Source organism: Vibrio splendidus 12E03 (genome assembly GCF_000272105.2).
Taxonomy (GTDB): Bacteria; Pseudomonadota; Gammaproteobacteria; order Enterobacterales; family Vibrionaceae; genus Vibrio; species Vibrio splendidus_I.
On the sequence record NZ_AJZD02000021.1, the window covers coordinates 29,794 to 48,067 of the forward strand.

The 18,274-nt window shown below is 46.6% G+C and carries 19 protein-coding genes; 6 read left to right on the plus strand and 13 right to left on the minus strand.

The features are described from left to right. Window positions 1–202: 202 nt before the first annotated feature. Window positions 203–1,498, minus strand: a complete 1,296-nt coding sequence (gene envZ, locus A142_RS02360) for a two-component system sensor histidine kinase EnvZ (protein ID WP_019826455.1) — start codon at window positions 1,496–1,498, stop codon at window positions 203–205. Window positions 1,499–1,825: 327 nt separating this feature from the next. Then, the gene (gene ompR / locus A142_RS02365) at window positions 1,826–2,545 is read right to left on the minus strand and encodes an osmolarity response regulator transcription factor OmpR (protein WP_009848007.1); all 720 of its coding nucleotides are present in this window, start codon (window positions 2,543–2,545) and stop codon (window positions 1,826–1,828) included. A gap of 170 nt (window positions 2,546–2,715) precedes the next feature. On the opposite strand from ompR, the gene greB reads away from it, so the two are divergent. Then, window positions 2,716–3,198, plus strand: coding sequence for a transcription elongation factor GreB (gene greB, locus A142_RS02370; RefSeq protein ID WP_019826456.1), 483 nt, complete (start codon window positions 2,716–2,718; stop codon window positions 3,196–3,198). Between the two features lie 663 nt (window positions 3,199–3,861). Beyond that, the gene (locus A142_RS02375; RefSeq protein WP_019826457.1) at window positions 3,862–6,192 is read left to right on the plus strand and encodes a Tex family protein; all 2,331 of its coding nucleotides are present in this window, start codon (window positions 3,862–3,864) and stop codon (window positions 6,190–6,192) included. Window positions 6,193–6,445: 253 nt separating this feature from the next. Here A142_RS02375 and A142_RS02380 read toward each other — a convergent pair whose 3' ends face one another. Beyond that, a complete protein-coding gene (locus A142_RS02380) occupies window positions 6,446–6,919 on the minus strand; it encodes a hypothetical protein (RefSeq protein WP_019826458.1) in 474 nt (157 codons plus the stop codon). Window positions 6,920–7,094: 175 nt separating this feature from the next. Beyond that, window positions 7,095–7,871, minus strand: coding sequence for a pimeloyl-ACP methyl ester esterase BioH (gene bioH, locus A142_RS02385; protein ID WP_019826459.1), 777 nt, complete (start codon window positions 7,869–7,871; stop codon window positions 7,095–7,097). 93 nt (window positions 7,872–7,964) lie between these two features. On the opposite strand from bioH, the gene A142_RS25050 reads away from it, so the two are divergent. From A142_RS25050 to cysQ, 4 genes are all read left to right on the plus strand, one after another. Next, on the plus strand, window positions 7,965–8,678 hold the full coding sequence (locus tag A142_RS25050; protein ID WP_019826460.1) for a ComF family protein: 714 nt from the start codon (window positions 7,965–7,967) through the stop codon (window positions 8,676–8,678). A 109-nt stretch (window positions 8,679–8,787) separates the two neighbouring features. Beyond that, complete coding sequence (nfuA, locus tag A142_RS02395) at window positions 8,788–9,372, plus strand: Fe-S biogenesis protein NfuA (protein ID WP_029405734.1); 585 nt, start codon at window positions 8,788–8,790, stop codon at window positions 9,370–9,372. Between the two features lie 287 nt (window positions 9,373–9,659). Then, window positions 9,660–10,211 (plus strand): ADP compounds hydrolase NudE, encoded by a 552-nt coding sequence (gene nudE, locus A142_RS02400; protein WP_019826462.1) that lies wholly within the window; start codon window positions 9,660–9,662, stop codon window positions 10,209–10,211. Between the two features lie 36 nt (window positions 10,212–10,247). Continuing rightward, window positions 10,248–11,075: a 3'(2'),5'-bisphosphate nucleotidase CysQ gene (gene cysQ, locus A142_RS02405; protein ID WP_017062477.1), complete on the plus strand. Its 828-nt coding sequence runs from the start codon at window positions 10,248–10,250 to the stop codon at window positions 11,073–11,075. Window positions 11,076–11,193: 118 nt separating this feature from the next. Here the strand turns inward: cysQ and A142_RS02410 are convergent, their stop codons facing one another. The 9 genes from A142_RS02410 to gspF all read right to left on the minus strand — a co-directional run bounded on the left by A142_RS02410 (window position 11,194) and on the right by gspF (window position 18,273). Next, window positions 11,194–11,973: a type II secretion system protein N gene (locus A142_RS02410; protein WP_019826464.1), complete on the minus strand. Its 780-nt coding sequence runs from the start codon at window positions 11,971–11,973 to the stop codon at window positions 11,194–11,196. A 1-nt stretch (window position 11,974) separates the two neighbouring features. Then, complete coding sequence (locus A142_RS02415) at window positions 11,975–12,463, minus strand: type II secretion system protein M (protein ID WP_019826466.1); 489 nt, start codon at window positions 12,461–12,463, stop codon at window positions 11,975–11,977. A gap of 20 nt (window positions 12,464–12,483) precedes the next feature. Further along, on the minus strand, window positions 12,484–13,713 hold the full coding sequence (gspL, locus tag A142_RS02420; protein ID WP_019826468.1) for a type II secretion system protein GspL: 1,230 nt from the start codon (window positions 13,711–13,713) through the stop codon (window positions 12,484–12,486). Continuing rightward, on the minus strand, window positions 13,682–14,731 hold the full coding sequence (gene gspK, locus A142_RS02425) for a type II secretion system minor pseudopilin GspK (protein WP_019826470.1): 1,050 nt from the start codon (window positions 14,729–14,731) through the stop codon (window positions 13,682–13,684). The genes gspL and gspK overlap by 32 nt, the downstream gene beginning before the upstream one ends. Further along, window positions 14,715–15,464 carry a type II secretion system minor pseudopilin GspJ gene (gene gspJ / locus A142_RS02430; RefSeq protein ID WP_019826472.1) on the minus strand — a complete coding sequence of 250 codons (750 nt, stop codon included), beginning with the start codon at window positions 15,462–15,464 and terminating at the stop codon, window positions 14,715–14,717. The genes gspK and gspJ overlap by 17 nt, the downstream gene beginning before the upstream one ends. Next, a complete protein-coding gene (gene gspI / locus A142_RS02435) occupies window positions 15,451–15,846 on the minus strand; it encodes a type II secretion system minor pseudopilin GspI (RefSeq protein ID WP_019826474.1) in 396 nt (131 codons plus the stop codon). Before gspI ends, gspJ begins: the two co-directional genes overlap by 14 nt. After that, window positions 15,833–16,426: a type II secretion system minor pseudopilin GspH gene (gspH, locus tag A142_RS02440; RefSeq protein WP_017062484.1), complete on the minus strand. Its 594-nt coding sequence runs from the start codon at window positions 16,424–16,426 to the stop codon at window positions 15,833–15,835. Before gspH ends, gspI begins: the two co-directional genes overlap by 14 nt. Window positions 16,427–16,521: 95 nt before the next feature. Next, window positions 16,522–16,965, minus strand: a complete 444-nt coding sequence (gene gspG, locus A142_RS02445) for a type II secretion system major pseudopilin GspG (protein ID WP_017062485.1) — start codon at window positions 16,963–16,965, stop codon at window positions 16,522–16,524. 87 nt (window positions 16,966–17,052) lie between these two features. Then, the gene (gspF, locus tag A142_RS02450) at window positions 17,053–18,273 is read right to left on the minus strand and encodes a type II secretion system inner membrane protein GspF (RefSeq protein WP_019826477.1); all 1,221 of its coding nucleotides are present in this window, start codon (window positions 18,271–18,273) and stop codon (window positions 17,053–17,055) included. Between the last annotated feature and the right edge of the window lies 1 nt (window position 18,274).

Below are 18,274 nucleotides of genomic sequence, written 5' to 3' on the forward strand. Positions count from 1 at the left end.
AACGTAAAAAGGCTTCCATAAGGAAGTCTTTTTAGTGCACGTTACTTTCTTCAATCAAGAGCGAGATTCCCTACTCGTTCGTTCCTCACGATAGGGAATGACGGTATTTTTTGTCATCCCCGAGAGGGAAGAATGACCGAGTCGGGGATCTCTTAATAGTTCCCCGAACCAAACTCATCGAAATCACACGGACCGATGACAACTAAGGCTTCACAGGGAAACTGATCTGCGCCTTCAAGCCCCCCTCACTACGGTTATTCACCACTACCGCGCCTTGATGTTGGCTGACAATGCGCTTCACGATCGCCAAACCTAAGCCTGTACCCTCACTGCCGCGAGCAGTATCGCCACGAGTAAATGGTTCAAACAGCTTACCAACCTGGTCTTGCGGGATACCTGGACCGTTATCTTCCACTGTCACCCAAGCAAGCTTGTTATCCGCCGTCATACCAGTTGATACCTTAACCCAGCCATTACCGTAACGCAGCGCATTCACCACTAGGTTACTCACTGCTCGCTTCATCGCAATTGGGTTGCCCAGTGCAGGTTTCATATTTTCAGGAATATCGGTTTCAATCTGAATCTCGTAGCCGCCTTCTGAGCTCGACACTTCGCGCGCAATATCATCAACAAATACCGCTTGGAATGAATCACGATCGACTGGCTTTAAGTAATCCATAAACTGACTGATGATCTCATTACACTCTTCTGTATCACTGATAATTCCTTCCGCTAAATACGCATCTTCTGGCGACATCATTTCGGTTGCCAAACGGATACGTGTTAACGGGGTGCGCAAGTCATGGCTGATACCTGCCATCAACAGAGCTCTGTCTTCTTCCAACTCTTGGATGCCTTTCGACATCTGGTTGAAGGCTCGAGTTACCGAGCGAATCTCTTGTGCACCTTGTACAGGCAATGGTGGTGGAATATCACCTCGTCCGACACCTTGCGCAGCTTTCTCTAGCGCTATCAACGGCCGATTTTGCAAGCGAATAAACAGCCAACCACCCGCGACAATCAATAACGCCATGATCAGGCTGTTACGAAATAGTGGTGCAAAGTCTTCTTCTTGCAACTCAGAGAGAGGTATACGAATCAAAGAGTTAGGCAGCTGAGCAATGTCCATCCACAACACATAGCTCTCTTTACCCAAAATCAACCGCACTTTCGTTTCAGAACCCAGCTCTTTGGTCATCTCCTCACTCATCAGGTCGATCTCTACCGCATGATAATACTCACCCGCGGCTTCGCTGTCCTTGGCGTGAACAGTTACCCCTAACTGCTCAAGCACACGCTGACGCAGTGGTGCATCGATTTCAATATCACTGCCTTGGTCCAACACCAAGTTTAACTCATGTGCCAATATCTTATTAAACTGCTGCAAACTCGGCATCAAAGCGTAGTTAAACACGGCGTAGTAAGAAAAAATTTGGCTAGCGACCAATAGCGTTAAGAAAAGCACTATCGACTGAGTAAAGGAGCTACGTATACGCATAGAGTACCCGAGATGTAGAAAGATAAAGAAAATGTTATATGACTATAACTCTAATACCAATCACAGTAAGTAAATGAGCATAAATAGCGCAGGAAAAATGCTCGAGAACAAGGCAGAAATTTTCGGTAAGTAGTCATTCTACAATCAAAATTTCTAACGAAGTTATCGAGCGTTTTAACAAGCTAGGATGACCAGTTACTTGCTACGATTGGTATAACAATTGTGCTGAATAGAAAACGGGCCATCACATATCAATGAGATGGCCCGTAAATAGAGAATTCTGAATCACAGAATCAATAAAGCTGCTGTAGAGCTTATTAAGCTGACTTACACAGCCTTACCATCAGGAACAAAGACATAACCTAAGCCCCACACCGTTTGGATGTAGCGAGGTTTGCTTGGGTCTTCTTCCACTAGACGACGTAGACGTGAAATCTGAACATCGATAGAGCGCTCCATTGCTGAGTACTCACGGCCACGAGCCATATTCATCAACTTATCGCGAGACATTGGCTCACGAGCGTTAGTAACCAGCGACTTAAGAACCGCAAATTCACCCGAGGTAAGAGGCATTGGCTCTTCACCGCGGAACATTTCACGCGTACCTAGGTTCAGGCGGAACTCACCAAACTCAACCACAGACTCTTCTGTGCTTGGTGCGCCCGGTGCTTCAATCACTTGGCGACGCATTACCGCTTTGATACGAGCAAGCAATTCGCGCGGGTTAAATGGTTTTGGCAGGTAATCATCCGCACCCACTTCCAAGCCCACAATGCGATCCACTTCATCCCCCTTTGCCGTCAGCATAAGGATAGGTAGCGAGTTGTTTGCGTTTCTTAGACGACGACAGATCGAAAGACCATCTTCGCCCGGCAACATTAAATCCAATACCATCAAGTGAAAATTTTCACGGGTTAACAGGCGGTCCATCTGCTCACTGTTTGCCACGCTACGCACTTGAAAGCCCTGCTCTGACAGATAGCGTTCTAGCAGTGCACGTAAACGAGCATCGTCATCGACCACTAAAATTTTGTAGTTTTCTTGCATGTAATGGTTCCACCTATTAAAGCTTAAACCTGAGGTTAAGCATTCTTGGTAAATTGTATAAGACATTAAAAATGTAACATTATTGGGGAAAAAGTCGCCTAAATAATTGTTAACGTATGTTGCCTTTCTATATATTCTATCTTAGATCATCATTTCATTAAGTCAGATTTATGAAAACCAAACTTATCACTCGAGAAGGTTATAACAAGCTCAAAGCAGAACATGACCACTTATGGCACGAGAAGCGTCCTGAAATTACCAAGATAGTCACTTGGGCTGCAAGCCTTGGAGATCGTTCAGAAAACGCAGATTACACCTTCAATAAGCGTTTGCTTCGTCAGATTGATCGCCGTGTGCGTTTCTTAAGAAAGTTCCTACCTGATGTCACGATCGTTGATTACTCACCACAACAAGAAGGTAAGGTATTTTTCGGTGCTTGGGTCGAAATTGAGAATGATGATGGAGAAATTAAGAAGTTTCGCATTGTTGGGCCTGAAGAGATCTACGGCGATGCTAAAGGTTATATCTCTATCGACTCTCCAATGGCTAGAGCTCTGCTCAAGAAAGAAGTGGATGATGAGTTTACGGTAACCACACCGGAAGGTGATAAAGAGTGGTTCATTAACTCGATCAGCTACGCAGACAACGCATAGCCAAACTTAATAACACTTAGCGATGAGCTGAGTGTTCAAGCAGACTCAAACTCCAAATAAAAGAAAACCCCGCTAGGCTTTCGCCTGACGGGGTTAAGTCTCTATCGCAGCAATCCGGCTACTGTTTATCTCTTCGAGATAAGGTGCTCCCTGCATCTTTCCTTGATAGTGGCTAAATCCTTTAACCAATTTCCTTTTTGTTCATCGCCATCCTAGCGGTGTCCATTCTAGCCTGTCATCCTGACTGGCGAATCTCATCCAGAGATTATAACTTCCTTGCTGACCACTCATCCTAAGTAATCAAATCTTCATCCTGAAGATACCTAGTCCATTAGGCTTTTTCCTGTTCCTGCCAACTCCCTGTCGACAAGTTAAATATTACGGCATTTGGGCGAGTTTCCTAGATAGTCCCAAAAAACATTTCAGGTGAGAAATACGCCCACAAACACACAACCAAATAAAATCAATAACTTAGCTTTGTTTTAAGACGATCACATCGATTTAAAGTGACTTAGTCGCACACCACGTGTGAGAGATCTCGCACAAAGTGGGTATCACAAACGGAAATTCGACTTCTGACAGGATAATTACACAGCCAAAGCTAGAAAAAGCGTACGCTCACCCCCATGTATTTGTCATGATATTAAATAAGAGATTCATCGGATGAGCCAAGCTATCTGTCGACTGATTGCTGAAGAACTGAATGTTCGTTCAGAGCAAGTCACCGCCGCAGTAAACCTAATTGACGACGGTAACACCGTTCCCTTTATTGCCCGCTACCGTAAAGAAGTCACGGGTGGCTTAGACGATACCCAACTACGTAACCTTGATAGTCGCCTTTCATACCTTCGCGAGCTCGACGATCGTCGCCAAACGATTCTTAAGTCGATTCAAGACCAAGGAAAACTCACGCCAGAACTCGAGCGTGATATCACTCAAGCAGACAGCAAGACTCGCCTTGAAGATTTATACCTGCCATACAAACCAAAGCGTCGTACCAAAGGTCAGATCGCGATTGAGGCAGGCTTAGAGCCACTTGCCGATACACTTTGGAATGAACCACAGCACGACCCTGAAACCGAAGCCGCTAACTTCATCAGTAGCGATAAAGGCATTGCTGATACTAAAACCGCGCTCGATGGTGCACGTGCAATCGTGATGGAGCGTATTGCAGAAGACGCAAACCTACTTGAAAAAATTCGCCAACATCTAACACGTAACTCTGAGCTCGTTTCACGTGTCGTGGCAGGCAAAGAGCAAGCTGGCGAGAAGTTCAAAGACTATTTCGAACACAACGAAACACTCAACAAAGTGCCTTCTCACCGCGCACTTGCAATGCTACGTGGCCGTAATGAAGGCTTCCTAACGTTGGCGATGAATGCTGACCCAGAACAAGAAGAAGGTGTCCGTGGTTCTTACTGCGAAAACATCATCTCTGATCACTACGGTATAACCCTGAGCAGCGCACCTGCAGATGCATGGCGTAAGCAAGTGATTAGCTGGGCATGGCGTATTAAGGTTTCTATGCACATGGAAACCGAGCTAATGGGCGCGATGAAAGAGCGTGCAGAGATCGAAGCTATTGAAGTGTTCGCAACCAACCTTAAAGACTTGTTGATGGCGGCTCCTGCTGGTCCTCGTGCAACGTTGGGCTTAGATCCGGGTTTACGTACTGGTTCGAAAATCGCAGTGGTGGATTCTACGGGTAAGGTTCTGGCAACCGAGACCATTTACCCTCACCCACCTCAAAAGCAATACGATAAATCTGCACACGTGGTTGAGCAGATGGTTCGCCAGTTCAATGTTGATTTAATCGCGATTGGTAATGGTACCGCTTCACGCGAAACAGACAGTTTTGTTGCTGACGTAATTAAGCGTGGCAACCTAACGGCACAGAAAATCATTGTCAGCGAAGCGGGCGCATCGGTTTATTCTGCTTCTGAGCTAGCGGCAAAAGAATTCCCGAATATGGATGTCTCGATTCGTGGTGCGGTGTCTATTGCGCGTCGTCTACAAGATCCTCTAGCTGAGCTTGTGAAGATTGACCCTAAATCGATCGGTGTGGGCCAATACCAACACGATGTAAGCCAAACCATGCTTGCCAAGCGCTTAGATGCGATTGTCGAAGACTGTGTAAACGCGGTTGGTGTTGATGTGAATACCGCTTCTGCAGCACTACTGACTCGTGTTGCAGGCCTTTCTAGCGCGATCGCTCAGAACATCGTCGACTACCGTGATGAAAATGGTCGCTTCGAAGCACGTACGACACTGAAAAAAGTCGCTCGTTTGGGGCCAAAAGCCTTTGAACAGTGTGCTGGCTTCCTGCGTATCATGGACGGCAAGAACCCGCTAGATGCATCATCGGTGCACCCAGAAGCTTACCCAGTGGTGAAGAACATCGCTGAGAAAAACCACAAAGACATTAAGTCTCTGGTGGGCAACACAGACTTCTTACGTGGTTTACATGCGGTTGATTACACTAATGAGAATTTTGGTGTACCGACAGTAACCGACATCATCAAAGAGCTGGATAAACCGGGTCGAGATCCTCGTCCTGAGTTCAAGACGGCAACGTTCGCCGATGGCGTAAATAGCATGTCTGACTTAGAACCTGGCATGATCTTAGAAGGTGTGGTGTCGAACGTAGCTAACTTTGGTGCGTTCGTTGATATTGGTGTTCACCAAGACGGCTTGGTGCATATTTCAGCACTGACCGATCGCTTTGTCGCTGACCCACGTGAAGTGGTAAAAGCCGGTGACATCGTCAAGGTGAAGGTGATGGAAGTGGATGTTCAGCGTAAACGTATTGCACTCAGCATGCGCATGAAAGATGAACCAGGCCAAGACAACCGAGCACAACGTTCAAGTACACCTCGTACGCAAAGCCGACCGAATCAAAACTCACAAGGTGGACAACGCCGTCGTGAGGAGCCGCAACAAAACGCTGCGATGGGCGGTGCTTTCGCTGCTGCTTTTGCTAAAGCGAAAAAATAATCCGTTAGCTCATCTAAAAAAACGGATTCGCCTAAAACAGAAAACCTGCATCCCTAAGGGTATGCAGGTTTTTTTATTATGTGTTCAAAAAAGACATCGAAGCTGAGCTGTATTCTACGTATTTTATACTCGAAATAATTGGGGTTGCAGCTAGGCAACAAGTAAGTTCATCCCTATGAGCATAGGGGTTCTATGTAATTAGGGTGAACTTACGCAGTTAACAACGCTGCGGCTTCAAGTATGAAGAGTATAATTACAACACAATCAGCATTTCTGATGGAGCATGAGGCGCAACAGCATGACCATAATGATATTTTATGACCTTACGTCGTTTCTCCATCTGTCCCTCCTGAATCGCCGCATCTAAAACATGCTTTGGCAGGCGGAAACGCATGGTATAGCCTTTTCCTTGGTCGGCACTGTATGTTCTCAGGGCCAACAAGCTGAACAGTCTATCAAAAGGATCTTGTGACTCTTCTTGGCTAACCGAATTGGCCTCTGACTCGTTCTCCATTTCATAACCAGGATGGTCTGAAGGATCCCAAGCCGACTGCTGCCTTCGTTTATCGTCCGACTTTACCTTGCGCTCTGCATTGGTTTTCGCCAATGCTACTGCGGGAGCAACAGGCTCTCGGACTTTATTATCACGCGCAACTTGCTCTGTTTGCACATTAACGGATGGGGCGATCAGTGGCACACTTACTGCAGTTGCAGGTGACACAATCATCGCGAACTCTCCTCAAGAATCGCCCATCACTATTGCCATAACACTGCTGTGCTGAGTTACACAACAGGCATAGCCCAAAACTTACCGCAATCAGCTCTGGAGAGAGTGAGGTCTGAGTATCATGCAACGCTTTGGTTAGGTTATATATCGACCAAGTCAGCGATAAATTTAGCGATTATTTTTGCGCGAAGCTGATCAGTTCACTGCAGAAGGCATTTGCTTCGGTCATAAATGGCGCATGCGAGGACTGAGTAAAGATGTATTGTTCGGTATGAGGCAGTGCAGCACCCAAATCCTTGGCGACTTTTATTGGCACTAAACCATCCAGTCGACCATACAAGCGCAGCATTGGCACTGAAATCTCAGGCAGTTGTTCACGCAGATCGACATCCGACAGCATCTTTAATCCTGCCAATAATGATTCAGAGTTCGGCAACGGACGAGACAGCACCGCTTGCTTGAGCTGTTTTACATCTTGTCTTGCTGAAGGGCTACCCATGGCTTGCAATGCCATAAAGCGTTCGATGGTGGTTTGGAAGTCTTCCACCAGCTGTTCGGTGAATGCGCTTAATACGTTTGGCTGAATACCTCGCCATAATACGGGCTCTTTAGCAGCAGCGAATTTAGGAGAACTGGCGACAGTCACCAGCTTGCTCACGTAATCTGAGTGATGGAGAGCCATGTGCGTTGCGACCAAACCTCCAAGTGACCAACCTACCCAAATCGCTTGCTTTGGTGCTTCGGCCAAAAGCTGCTGAGCTATCTCTTCAAGATCTTGAGCGTGGCAGTGCGCGCTGTGTCCATACCCTGGTAAATCGACAACATGCACTCGAAAATCAGCTTGTAATGCATTAACGGTTTGTTGCCATACCGCACCGTTCATTCCCCAACCGTGAACCAGTACTAAATCAGGCCCTTGCCCAGAAACATGCCAATATAACGCGTCACTCATTCTCAATATTCCCTACTTTTTCCATCAGCGATAATCCGCACTTTTCAGTATGGTTAGCAAAAGGAACACCATAACCCAAAAGCATCGCGAGCTATGTTATCCGATTGGCTACAAAAACACACACCACGTCTGGTCACACCTCAATGCCACCTGTGCAAACTTGATAAACTGCCCAGTGATGCTCACCCTCGATGGTGCAATTCTTGTCTCAAACTCTTTGAGCCAGTGCCACGCTGTCAGCGATGTGGCTTAAAAACAGTAATCACTGTCGATCAGTGTGGTGAGTGTTTATCTCAACCTCCACCGTGGCATCGCCTCTATTGTGTCGGCGACTACACCTTTCCTACAGCAGGTTACATTCAGCAAATGAAGTACGCTGATAAGTTTTGGTTTGCACGTGATTTATCTAAGCTATTAGCATCACGTATCGAACATTCTGCTCCCCTGATCACCAGCGTACCGCTGCATTGGCGCCGATACACTCATCGTGGCTTTAACCAAAGTCAGCTGCTAGCCGACTACACGGCTCAAGAGCTTGGAGTTGAAAGTGATGTGCTCTTTCGTCGAATTCGCTCAACTGCTTCCCAGCAGGGGCTGACTAAATCCGCACGATTACACAATCTAAAGAACGCTTTTGCGCTGCGAAAACAAGACGTTCAAGGAACTATCCCCTCTCACGTCGCGATAATTGATGATGTTGTAACCACCGGCAGTACTGTGTATCAATTATGCCAATTACTACTTGAAGTGGGCGTTAAAAGGATTGATATTTACTGCATCTGCCGCACTCCTGAGCCCTCTGGATAAAAGCTGTGAATCACTACTTGTACAGCAATCCAACAAAAAAGGGCTGAATTACAAATCTGACAGGAGTAGAATGGCGCTAATAACCTACAAATCTACTCAGGTATTCGTCGTGTCAAATATTACTATTACAGAAACAGCTCAAACTCACTTTGCCAATCTGCTGTCACAGCAGCCTGAAGGTACAAACATTCGTGTGTTCGTGGTAAACCCAGGCACACAAAACGCTGAGTGTGGTGTTTCTTACTGCCCAACAGATGCTATCGAAGCGTCTGATACAAAGCTTTCTTTCGAAGCATTCTCTGCATACGTAGATGAGCTAAGCCTACCATTCCTAGACGAAGCTGAGATTGACTTCGTGACTGACAAAATGGGCTCTCAACTAACGCTTAAAGCACCAAACGCTAAAATGCGTAAAGTATCTGATGATGCACCACTTGTAGAACGCGTTGAATACGCAATCCAAACACAGGTTAACCCACAGCTTGCTGGTCACGGTGGTCACGTTAGCTTGGTAGAAATCACTGAAGACGGCGCTGCTATTGTTGCATTCGGTGGCGGTTGTAACGGTTGTTCTATGGTTGATGTAACGCTAAAAGAAGGCATCGAGAAAGAACTTCTTCAACAATTCGAAGGTGAACTGACTGCTGTTCGTGACGCAACTGAGCACGATCGTGGTGAGCACTCTTACTACTAATTACTCAGTTAGTATGAATCACTGATTAAAAAGGTTGATGCGCAAGCATCAACCTTTTTTGTTTTGAGGCTAAGTTGATACGCCCCCTATGCTCTTGTATTCCTGAACGAAATAACCGGAATTCTCGGTTGGTTACCATCTTGAGTAAGGTATTCAAGTGATCGCAATCGGTTCCTGCTCTAATAATTCTAGGATATGAAAACTCGGATCTAGGAACTCAACGTCATTTCCCCTATATTAGAATGACTTTATAAGAAAGAATTCCAATGAGCTAAGGAGCGAGCGCAATGACAAAAAGGACCAAGCCAGAGATTTTGGCTCAGCAAACTGTCGCTCAATCAAAACTATTCTCTATCGAGTCTCTCGATTTACGCTTTTCAAACGGCGAACAGCGCACTTACGAACGCATGAAGCCTAGCGGCCGCAACGCAGTAATGATGGTTCCGATTACTGAACAAGGCGATATTCTGTTGGTGCGTGAATACGCAGCGGGCACAGAACGCTATGAGCTGGGCTTTCCTAAAGGGCTTATCGACCCAGGTGAGCAGCCAAACGAAGCCGCCGTTCGCGAACTCAAAGAAGAGATAGGCTTCGGTGCCAACAAGCTAACTCCGCTGAAGGAAGTGATCCTTGCGCCCTCTTACTTCTCTAGCAAAATGACGCTGTTTATTGCAGAAGACCTCTACCCAGAAAAGCTAGAAGGTGATGAGCCAGAGCCTCTCGACATTGTGCGCTGGCCACTTGCTCAAGCCGAAGAACTGTTAACACATCTCGATTTCTGTGAGGCTCGCAGTATTACAGCCCTGCTTTTAAGCCTTCGTGTATTAAACAATAACTAGAACATTCAGGCTCGCTCTAAGAGTAAGAGAACATTTATGCCAATAACAAAAGATTTGTCTCACCTCCTACCCTCTGTCATTGAGATTGCTCGCTCTGCTGGTCAACTCATCTTAGAGATATACGAGAAAAAGGATTACGAAGAGTTCATTAAGAGTGATGACACTCCAGTAACCAGTGCCGATCTTGCAGCACATAAGCTGATATTAAAAAAACTCAGTGAATTGACGCCTGATATTCCCGTATTATCCGAAGAAGACGCCGACATCAGCCTAGAACAACGCTCTCAATGGGATCGCTACTGGTTAGTTGACCCACTGGACGGCACCCAGGAGTTCATCGCACGAAGTGGTGATTTCGCGACAATTATCGCCCTAATCGAGCATAACAAGCCAGTGATGGGCGTGGTATACGCACCCGTTTCAGGTGTGAGCTATTACGCTTACAGTGGCAAAGGCGCTTGGAAGATCCCAGACCTTAATGACAGCGTGAAAATCAAAACGCATCGTCACGAGCTGCCAAACCAGTCAATCGCCATGGCGATCAGCCGTCGCCAGGACATCAATCGCATCACTAGCCGTATGAGCTCAGCATGGAATTATGATTTGGTTCCTCTAGGCTCAGCAGCGCTTAAGGCATGTTTAGTCGCAGAAGGTGCTGTGGATTGTTATCTGCGCCTTGGACCAACCGGAGAGTGGGATACCGCCGCAACCCAGTGCATTGTTGAAGAAGCTGGCGGACGTATCTTAAGTACTCAACTAGAACCACTTTCGTACAATGAAAGAGAAACGCTTGAGAATCCAAACTTCATTGTGCTCGGTGATGCCGACTTACCGTGGGTAGAAATTTTGCAAGGCAAAGACTAGGCGAGTTTGCTCCCTTTAACCGTCAGATATCCTCTAGATTCTCAGAACAAACAAAACGGGCACCTCAGTGAGGTGCCCGTTTTTTATATCTCGTAATTTAGTGACCCTAGCTGTTTAGCTAAAAACGACCTTGATAAGTAAACTGGTACTTACCTTGGCTATCAGGGTTGCCCAACCACTTAAGCTGACTCTGCATTGCTGGCGGGAATTCCGCCCCCGGCTTAAACCATGCCGCCGACGTATAGCGTTGGTTGGGTGTTACGCTCGCTGAAAACTCACTGTCTACCTGATCGCTCTTCTGAGTGCCTTTCGCTGCAATTGTGCTGTCTTCACAGGTTATGTCTGCAATCACAGGGCCAAGGTCTAGCGAGCCAACAGGAGAGTCGACTGCGGCACCAGACCAAGCCAGTGTACCTTCGCCAGATTGACACCAAGGCTGAGCGTGAACCGCATGCTTGATCGTCAGTTCAACTTGTCCACCAATAGAAACCGGTACTGGAATAGCTGGAGCGTATTTCATCACGTTCATAGCAGGCATTGAAGCTACTAAGTTCTCTGCGTACGCGCCGCTCATGCTGTACCCGACACGCCCTTTACCTGATAAGTTCATGTCACTGTTACGACCAAAACGAACCGCCAGTTCTGCTTTGGCTTGAAATAGCTTAGAAAACTGGAAATCCCACTGCACTGAACCGTAATTGATGCTCTGCCACACGATGTTGTTAGCGCTGCCTTGCCAAACGGTGCCCTCCACGCCTTCGATACTCAAGCCGCGCACAGCAGGAGCCTGCTTGAGAGCAAAAGAAGCCGGCAAGTGCAGCAACAAGCTGACCGAGAAAAAGACGATAAAGATGCTACTGAAGAGCAGGCCATACTTAAAAGATAAACCGCGTTTCACATTAACCTCGTTTAAACTGTAGTCGGTTGACGTCAATAACCCCAGGGTTATCAGAGCGATCAATATCCATAAACTCGACCTCAACACCCTGTTTTTCTTTCAGATATGTTAGCCAGTCAACGAACTTATTAAAAGGCACTGGTTTTACCCACACTTGCAGCATCTCGCCCCGTGGTTGCACACGTATCAGCTCGATATTAAAGCGACGCATAGAAGCAGGCACAGATTGGTTCAGAGGTTGACTGGCACTAATGCCACCACTGCCTCGTAGTTCAACCACTTCATTGGCTTTATTGGTTACCCAAGCCAGTAGTTGCTTCTCGCTTTGAATACGGGTCTGCGCGAGTTCAGCTCGCTGACTGAGTGGCTGGATTAGCCCCCAATAAACGACACCGACCACCAACAGAATTGAGCAACCAATAACTAATCGTTGCTCTCTTTGACTTATTGAAGTCCACCACGCTTGGAGTGGCTCAATCATATTTCTCATCACTGATCTCCTTACGCAGGTTATTGATGGGGTTTAAGAGTAAAGCTGCCAAATACGGCATCGCCATTACGGTTTAACGGACCTTGTTCGACGGTAAATTTCTCTTCGAGCTTCACTCTCGCGGTCTCAAAATGTTGGAAGTCAGAACTTTTCGCCTGTAGTCGAATCTCAGAACGATTACCATCGTAGCGAATGCTTTCGACTTCGATCGATTTCACTTGTCCTAACGTTTCTGGCAGCAATGCTAACCAACCAAGTAAGGAGTCACCATCGCCTGAGCCACCGTATTTCTTAGCTTCATCATTCATCTGACGCTTAAGGTAGCTTACTGTCGGAATACGTTGTTTACCTGGCAGCACAGCCCTAAAGATACGCTCACTCTCCATGCGGTAAGCTTGTGCTTGAGCTTCGAATTGCTGAACCTTCAACACTTGTTGAGTCACGATCACAGCCACCAGCAAACAAGCAGCAATCGCGACTTTCTGCCATACGCGCCAATATTTACTGAATGAAGATTTGGTTTTAAAGGTGCCAGTCAGTAAATTTACGCCGCTTGTGATCGCTTGCTGGCTCAGCAAAGACATCACTAATTCCGCAGGCTTTGCTTGCCAATTCGCACCGCTTTGCTGTTGAACGTCATCGCTCGGCATTGCGGTGTAGCTGAAGATAGTCGTCGCTTGCTCTTCGTCATCAGCAACAACCCAATCACTTTGCAAAAACATCGGTAACCATGCTTCGCTGATCGATACGGCTTGATAGTTACCCTGGCGTAATAGCCAATGCTGGTCGATCTGTAATGCACTGATGCCTTGCTCTTCAAAAGGCACAGCCAGTGTATCTGGCAACACCTTACGGAAGATAATATTGGCTTCGCGAAACAGGTCTAACGCTTGCTTTAACCATTCACGATCGACACCACACACTGTCGCGTGCGTTGCGTCTTTATCTAAAATAGTCAGGTGTAAGTCTTCGATATCTTGTGCGACTTCGTCTTCTAATAAAAACGGCAGCATAGAGTCGAACTGGCGAGCAGCACCTTTCGGGATCTCAACACGCTTAATTAAGCATTCATTTCCCGGCAATAAAGCGATACAGCTGCGCTTTTCAGCGTAAGGCGTTAACTCATCAAGCTGCTCCCAGCTAGACAGTTCGCCACTTGCTATCACTTCTTGTTGGCTTGTCGACCAAACTAACCACTGCACAGGGCTTTGTGGTTCGCTACTCAGTCGAACGGTCAGAAACTCGCTCACTGATTCCTCCAAAACGACGGCGTACTACCGTCACTGTTTCTCGATTACTACTATAGAAAAGCGTCCGTATACGTACACGTGACTGCTCAACTAATACCTCTGCATCAAGCTCAAAATAGGCGCTATCTACAGTTAAATATGCTTTCGCTTTCTTGCTGACTTCGGCACTCACACCCACAATGGCCGGTTCAGCCATAAACGCATCCACCGTATCCCAGCCATCGAATGGGCGTTTGTCTATCAGCTGTTTGGCATCCGATTCACTTAAGCCGGGGGCAAACATCGCTTCCAATAACGGTGCCTGCTTTTCCGTAAGTGTATTCACGTTCAAGCGAAAATCGTCACTCGGCAGAGTACAAACAAAGGGGCGAACCTTATTCATCACCTCACCGGTAACTTGATAAACAGCTCGTAGTTCGGACTCATCGGCCATTAAGCCATTCGCCGCCAAATAAGGTGGCTTCATCGCCTCATAAGTACTGTCTTCTACACCTGCTGAAGAGGTGGTTCGGGTATCGCTATCAACAAATTCCCAGCTTGAATGCGCTATAACCTCGGCCTGATAAGGCTCAACATCTTGGTTTTCCAACAAGGTTTGCCAAACCGTAATTAAATAAGGTGTTTGGTTACTTGAAGTCGCCGTCACACCAGCCAACGCATTGAGATTAAAACATGCCTGAGCATCAACAATACGGCCTTTAACTTGACCATAATCCAATGGGTATACCTGTTCTTCTAACGCCCATGGTTGGCTCAAATTGACGGTATCACTGTCTTTGTAGCTTTGCCTAATGCCGTCTTGCACCAGTGCTTCGACACCAATGCTGTACCAGTAAGCCTGTTGGTAATTCAGTTGATTGCCAACGCGCTTAAATTGAGTAAACAGGCGTTCCGACATACTGCCAGCTATGGTTGCCATGATCGCCAATAGCATCAGAATAATGATCAGCGCGACACCACGCTGCTTGCGCCCCATGGCAGACCTTGTCCGTGCAAGCTTGTTAGTTCGATGAGTCATTATTCCCCTCATTACTACTTGAAGAGTCACTGTTTGAAGAATCATCGGCCTGATCTAGCGTGCCACCTGGGGTGAGATAAATACGCTCTATCTCTCCATAATCTTTCAAGGTTAGCTTTAACCTTACCGCTTTCGGTAGCGATTTGTCGGTTTGCCACTCTTTCCCCCAGCGGTTTCCGTCATAAAACTCGAATTCCAAGCTTTCAACATCATCAAGCAAAGGCGTAATCACACCTTCTTGACCTGCAGGGGTATCGGGGTAACGCCACCACACACGCTCAAGTGTTTCTTCTTTAATGCGGTAACCCACTTTGGTGACTTCTCCGCGAGGAAACTGCTGCTGTGGGTTATGCCAGCCAAGGCGAGTAAACATGATGCCAACGCTGTCGGAATCCAGTAAATACTCTTTAATTAAGATCAGCTTAGATGATGCTTCTTCACCGTTGGTACGAAATTGTCGTACCGCCATCTGGCGAAAATCATTATCTAAAATGACTAAGCTACGTTGCAGTTGATTTAAACGAGCACTGCGCTCGATTGAAAGCTCGTTGCTGCGCTGAACCTGATTGACTACCTGATAAGCCGCCATGCTTAACGTGGCAAAGATAGCGATCGAGACCAAAACCTCAATTAAGGTAAAGCCTCTCCCTTTCGAAGATAGACCTTGTTTTCGAGGCACACGCTTATTGGCGGACATGCTCTTAGTTGACCACATGCTTTTAATTGACCACATAGCTGCGCACCGTGACCACTGGAGAAGCTTGTTTACTGGTTGCCACACTCACATCAAACGCCTTTAATAAATCATCGCTAGTATCGATTGGCGTGACCTTCCAAAACCACTCTCTCTCGGCCAACTCTTGTGTGCCCTGCGCTTTTTTTAGCTTCTCAGGATGCAGCATCACCAAAGCCATTTGATTATCAACGACCATAGCCGCGAAGGTTTTTTCTTCTAGATAACTGAGGGTATTGATGTGCTGAGTAACAGCACGAATCACACTGATCGCCGCAGTCGCAAAGATAGCGAGCGCAACCAATACCTCAAGCAGCGTCATTCCTCGAGAACCAAGGGGCATAACACGAGAACGATAAGGAGAACGGTTATTCCTCTTCATCTTCTTCTCCCGGTTCTAGCAGTCGAATCACACCATTGTCCAATACTCGAATACGCCAACCATCTTGTATGGTGTCTCCGGTATTTGGATAAAACGACAATACAAATGGCGTCATTTCAGCACTCGACAAGATATAGATCTGTGGTGGTTTCGGCTTCTTTTCCTCTTCAAGATCAGCAAACATATCTTCATCAAACAAGCTTCCTGGGTTGAACAACCGATCATCGTCTTCCCATGCGCCACCACCTAGGGTCAGTGACAATGCGAGTTCTTCCGGTAGTTCAGTTAAAGAGGGGATTTTTTCAAAATCAACTTCTTGCCAGCCTTCAGACTTAAGCGCCATCAGTACATAGGTCGATTTCTTTTCATCAACACGAACGCCAAAATCCAAACCACTCAAAATAGCCTCTTCGTTGAGTAATTGAACTCGCTGATAAAAGCTTTGAGCGTATTTTTTGGCGACGTCTTTGCTATTGGTAGGTATGGTCGCGATCACCGCGACCGCCGTTACTGACAGTAATACCAACACCAAAAGAATCTCAATTAAGGTGAAACCTGGCTGTGTTTGCTTAGTTTTCACCTTTAGACTCCATCTGTTTACGTCCTACCATCAATAACGTATCAAGCTCAATAACTTATCAACCAACAGCAACGAATCAAACAATAAGCTGAAGCTTATTGAAAATCCTGCATGTTCCAGTTGCCAATATCCGCAGCAATACCTTCACCACCTTCTTGACCATCAGCACCAAGAGTGAAAATATCGATAGTGCCGTTATCACCAGGGCTTAGATATTGGTACTCGTTACCCCATGGGTCGTTTGGCAGACGCTTGATGTAGCCACCGTCGCGGTAGTTGCGAGGCTCTGGGCTGCTTGGCTTAGAAACCAATGCATCAAGACCTTGATCCGTTGTTGGGTAAACGCTGTTATCCAGTTTGTACATATCTAGCGCGTTCTCTAGCGCCACGATATCAGTGATGGCTTTTTGTTGATCAGCCTTCTCTTTGTTACCCAATAGGTTAGGTACAACAAAGCTCGCCAATACGCCAAGGATAACCACAACAACCATCACTTCTAATAGGGTAAAGCCTGATTGTTTCTTCATTCTGTTTTTCATTATTTTCTCCAAATTACAGACAGCGAGTTGAAGGTAATAATGTCCTTCTTCTCGATAATCCAAAACTAACGTCTTATAAGCGGTAGGTTAACCGCTCATCAAATTATTCATTTCAAGCATCGGCATTAGAGTCGCCATCACAATGAACAGCACTAAACCTGCCATCAAAGCGATAAGTGCTGGCGTAAAGATACCTAACGCGATATTCACCGTCGATTCAAAGCTTTGGTCTTGGTTGTCCGCCGCTCTTGTCAGCATTTGTTCCAACTGACCACTCTGCTCACCACTGGCGATCATATGCAGCATCATTGGAGGGAAGAGTTTGGTTTGATCGAGCGCTTTACGCAGGCTTGCCCCCTCTCTAACACTGTCTGACGCCTGCAGTACTTGTTGCTTCACATGGTGATTCGACATCACATCTACCGCAACCTTCATCCCTTCAAGGATAGGAATCGCACTCGAGGTACAGATAGAGAGTGTTCGTGCAAAACGAGAGGTATTAATCCCTTTTGCTATCTTGCCGATCAGTGGAATGCTTAATAGCTTGCGATCCCAACTCATACGAACACCCGGCTTTTTCAGCGCGGTCTTAACCAATACAATCACACCGATGATCAACAACAGTAATTGGATGCCCCAATTCTGGATAAATTCACTCGATGCTAATAAAAATTGTGTCGATTGAGGAAGTTCTTGGCCCATTTGGATAATCGGTTCAACGATCTTAGGTACTACTGTTGCCAACAGGAACGAAACAATCGTCACCGCAAACACCACTAGCACGACTGGGTAGATCATCGCTTGCAGCAACTTAGAGCGCATCTTCTGACGGTTTTCTGCGTAATCAGCCAGTCGCTCCAATACTGCATCTAAGTGACCCGATTTCTCACCAGCTGCGACCATAGCTCTAAACAGTTCATCAAAGATGTGCGGGTAATCAGCCAAGCTATCCGCTAGCGAATAACCTTCCGTTACCTTCGAGCGAACCGACAGCAGCATGGTTCGAATGCGTGGCTTTTCAGACTGCTCAGCGACGGCCTTCAAACACTCCTCTAACGGCATGCCTGATTGCACCAAGGTAGAAATTTGGCGAGTAATCAAAGCAAGGTCTGGTGTGCTGATACCACGCTTAAAGCTGGTTGATGGCTGAGCACCTTTCGATGTTTTCGCTTTAGCTTCGGTCATCTCAACCGGCATCAAGCCTTGTTCTTTTAAGCGTTGGCGAGCCTGACGAGCGTTATCCGCTTCAATCGAGCCCTTTTTGCTCTTACCTTTGGCATCCAGTGCTTTGTATTCAAATGCCGCCATA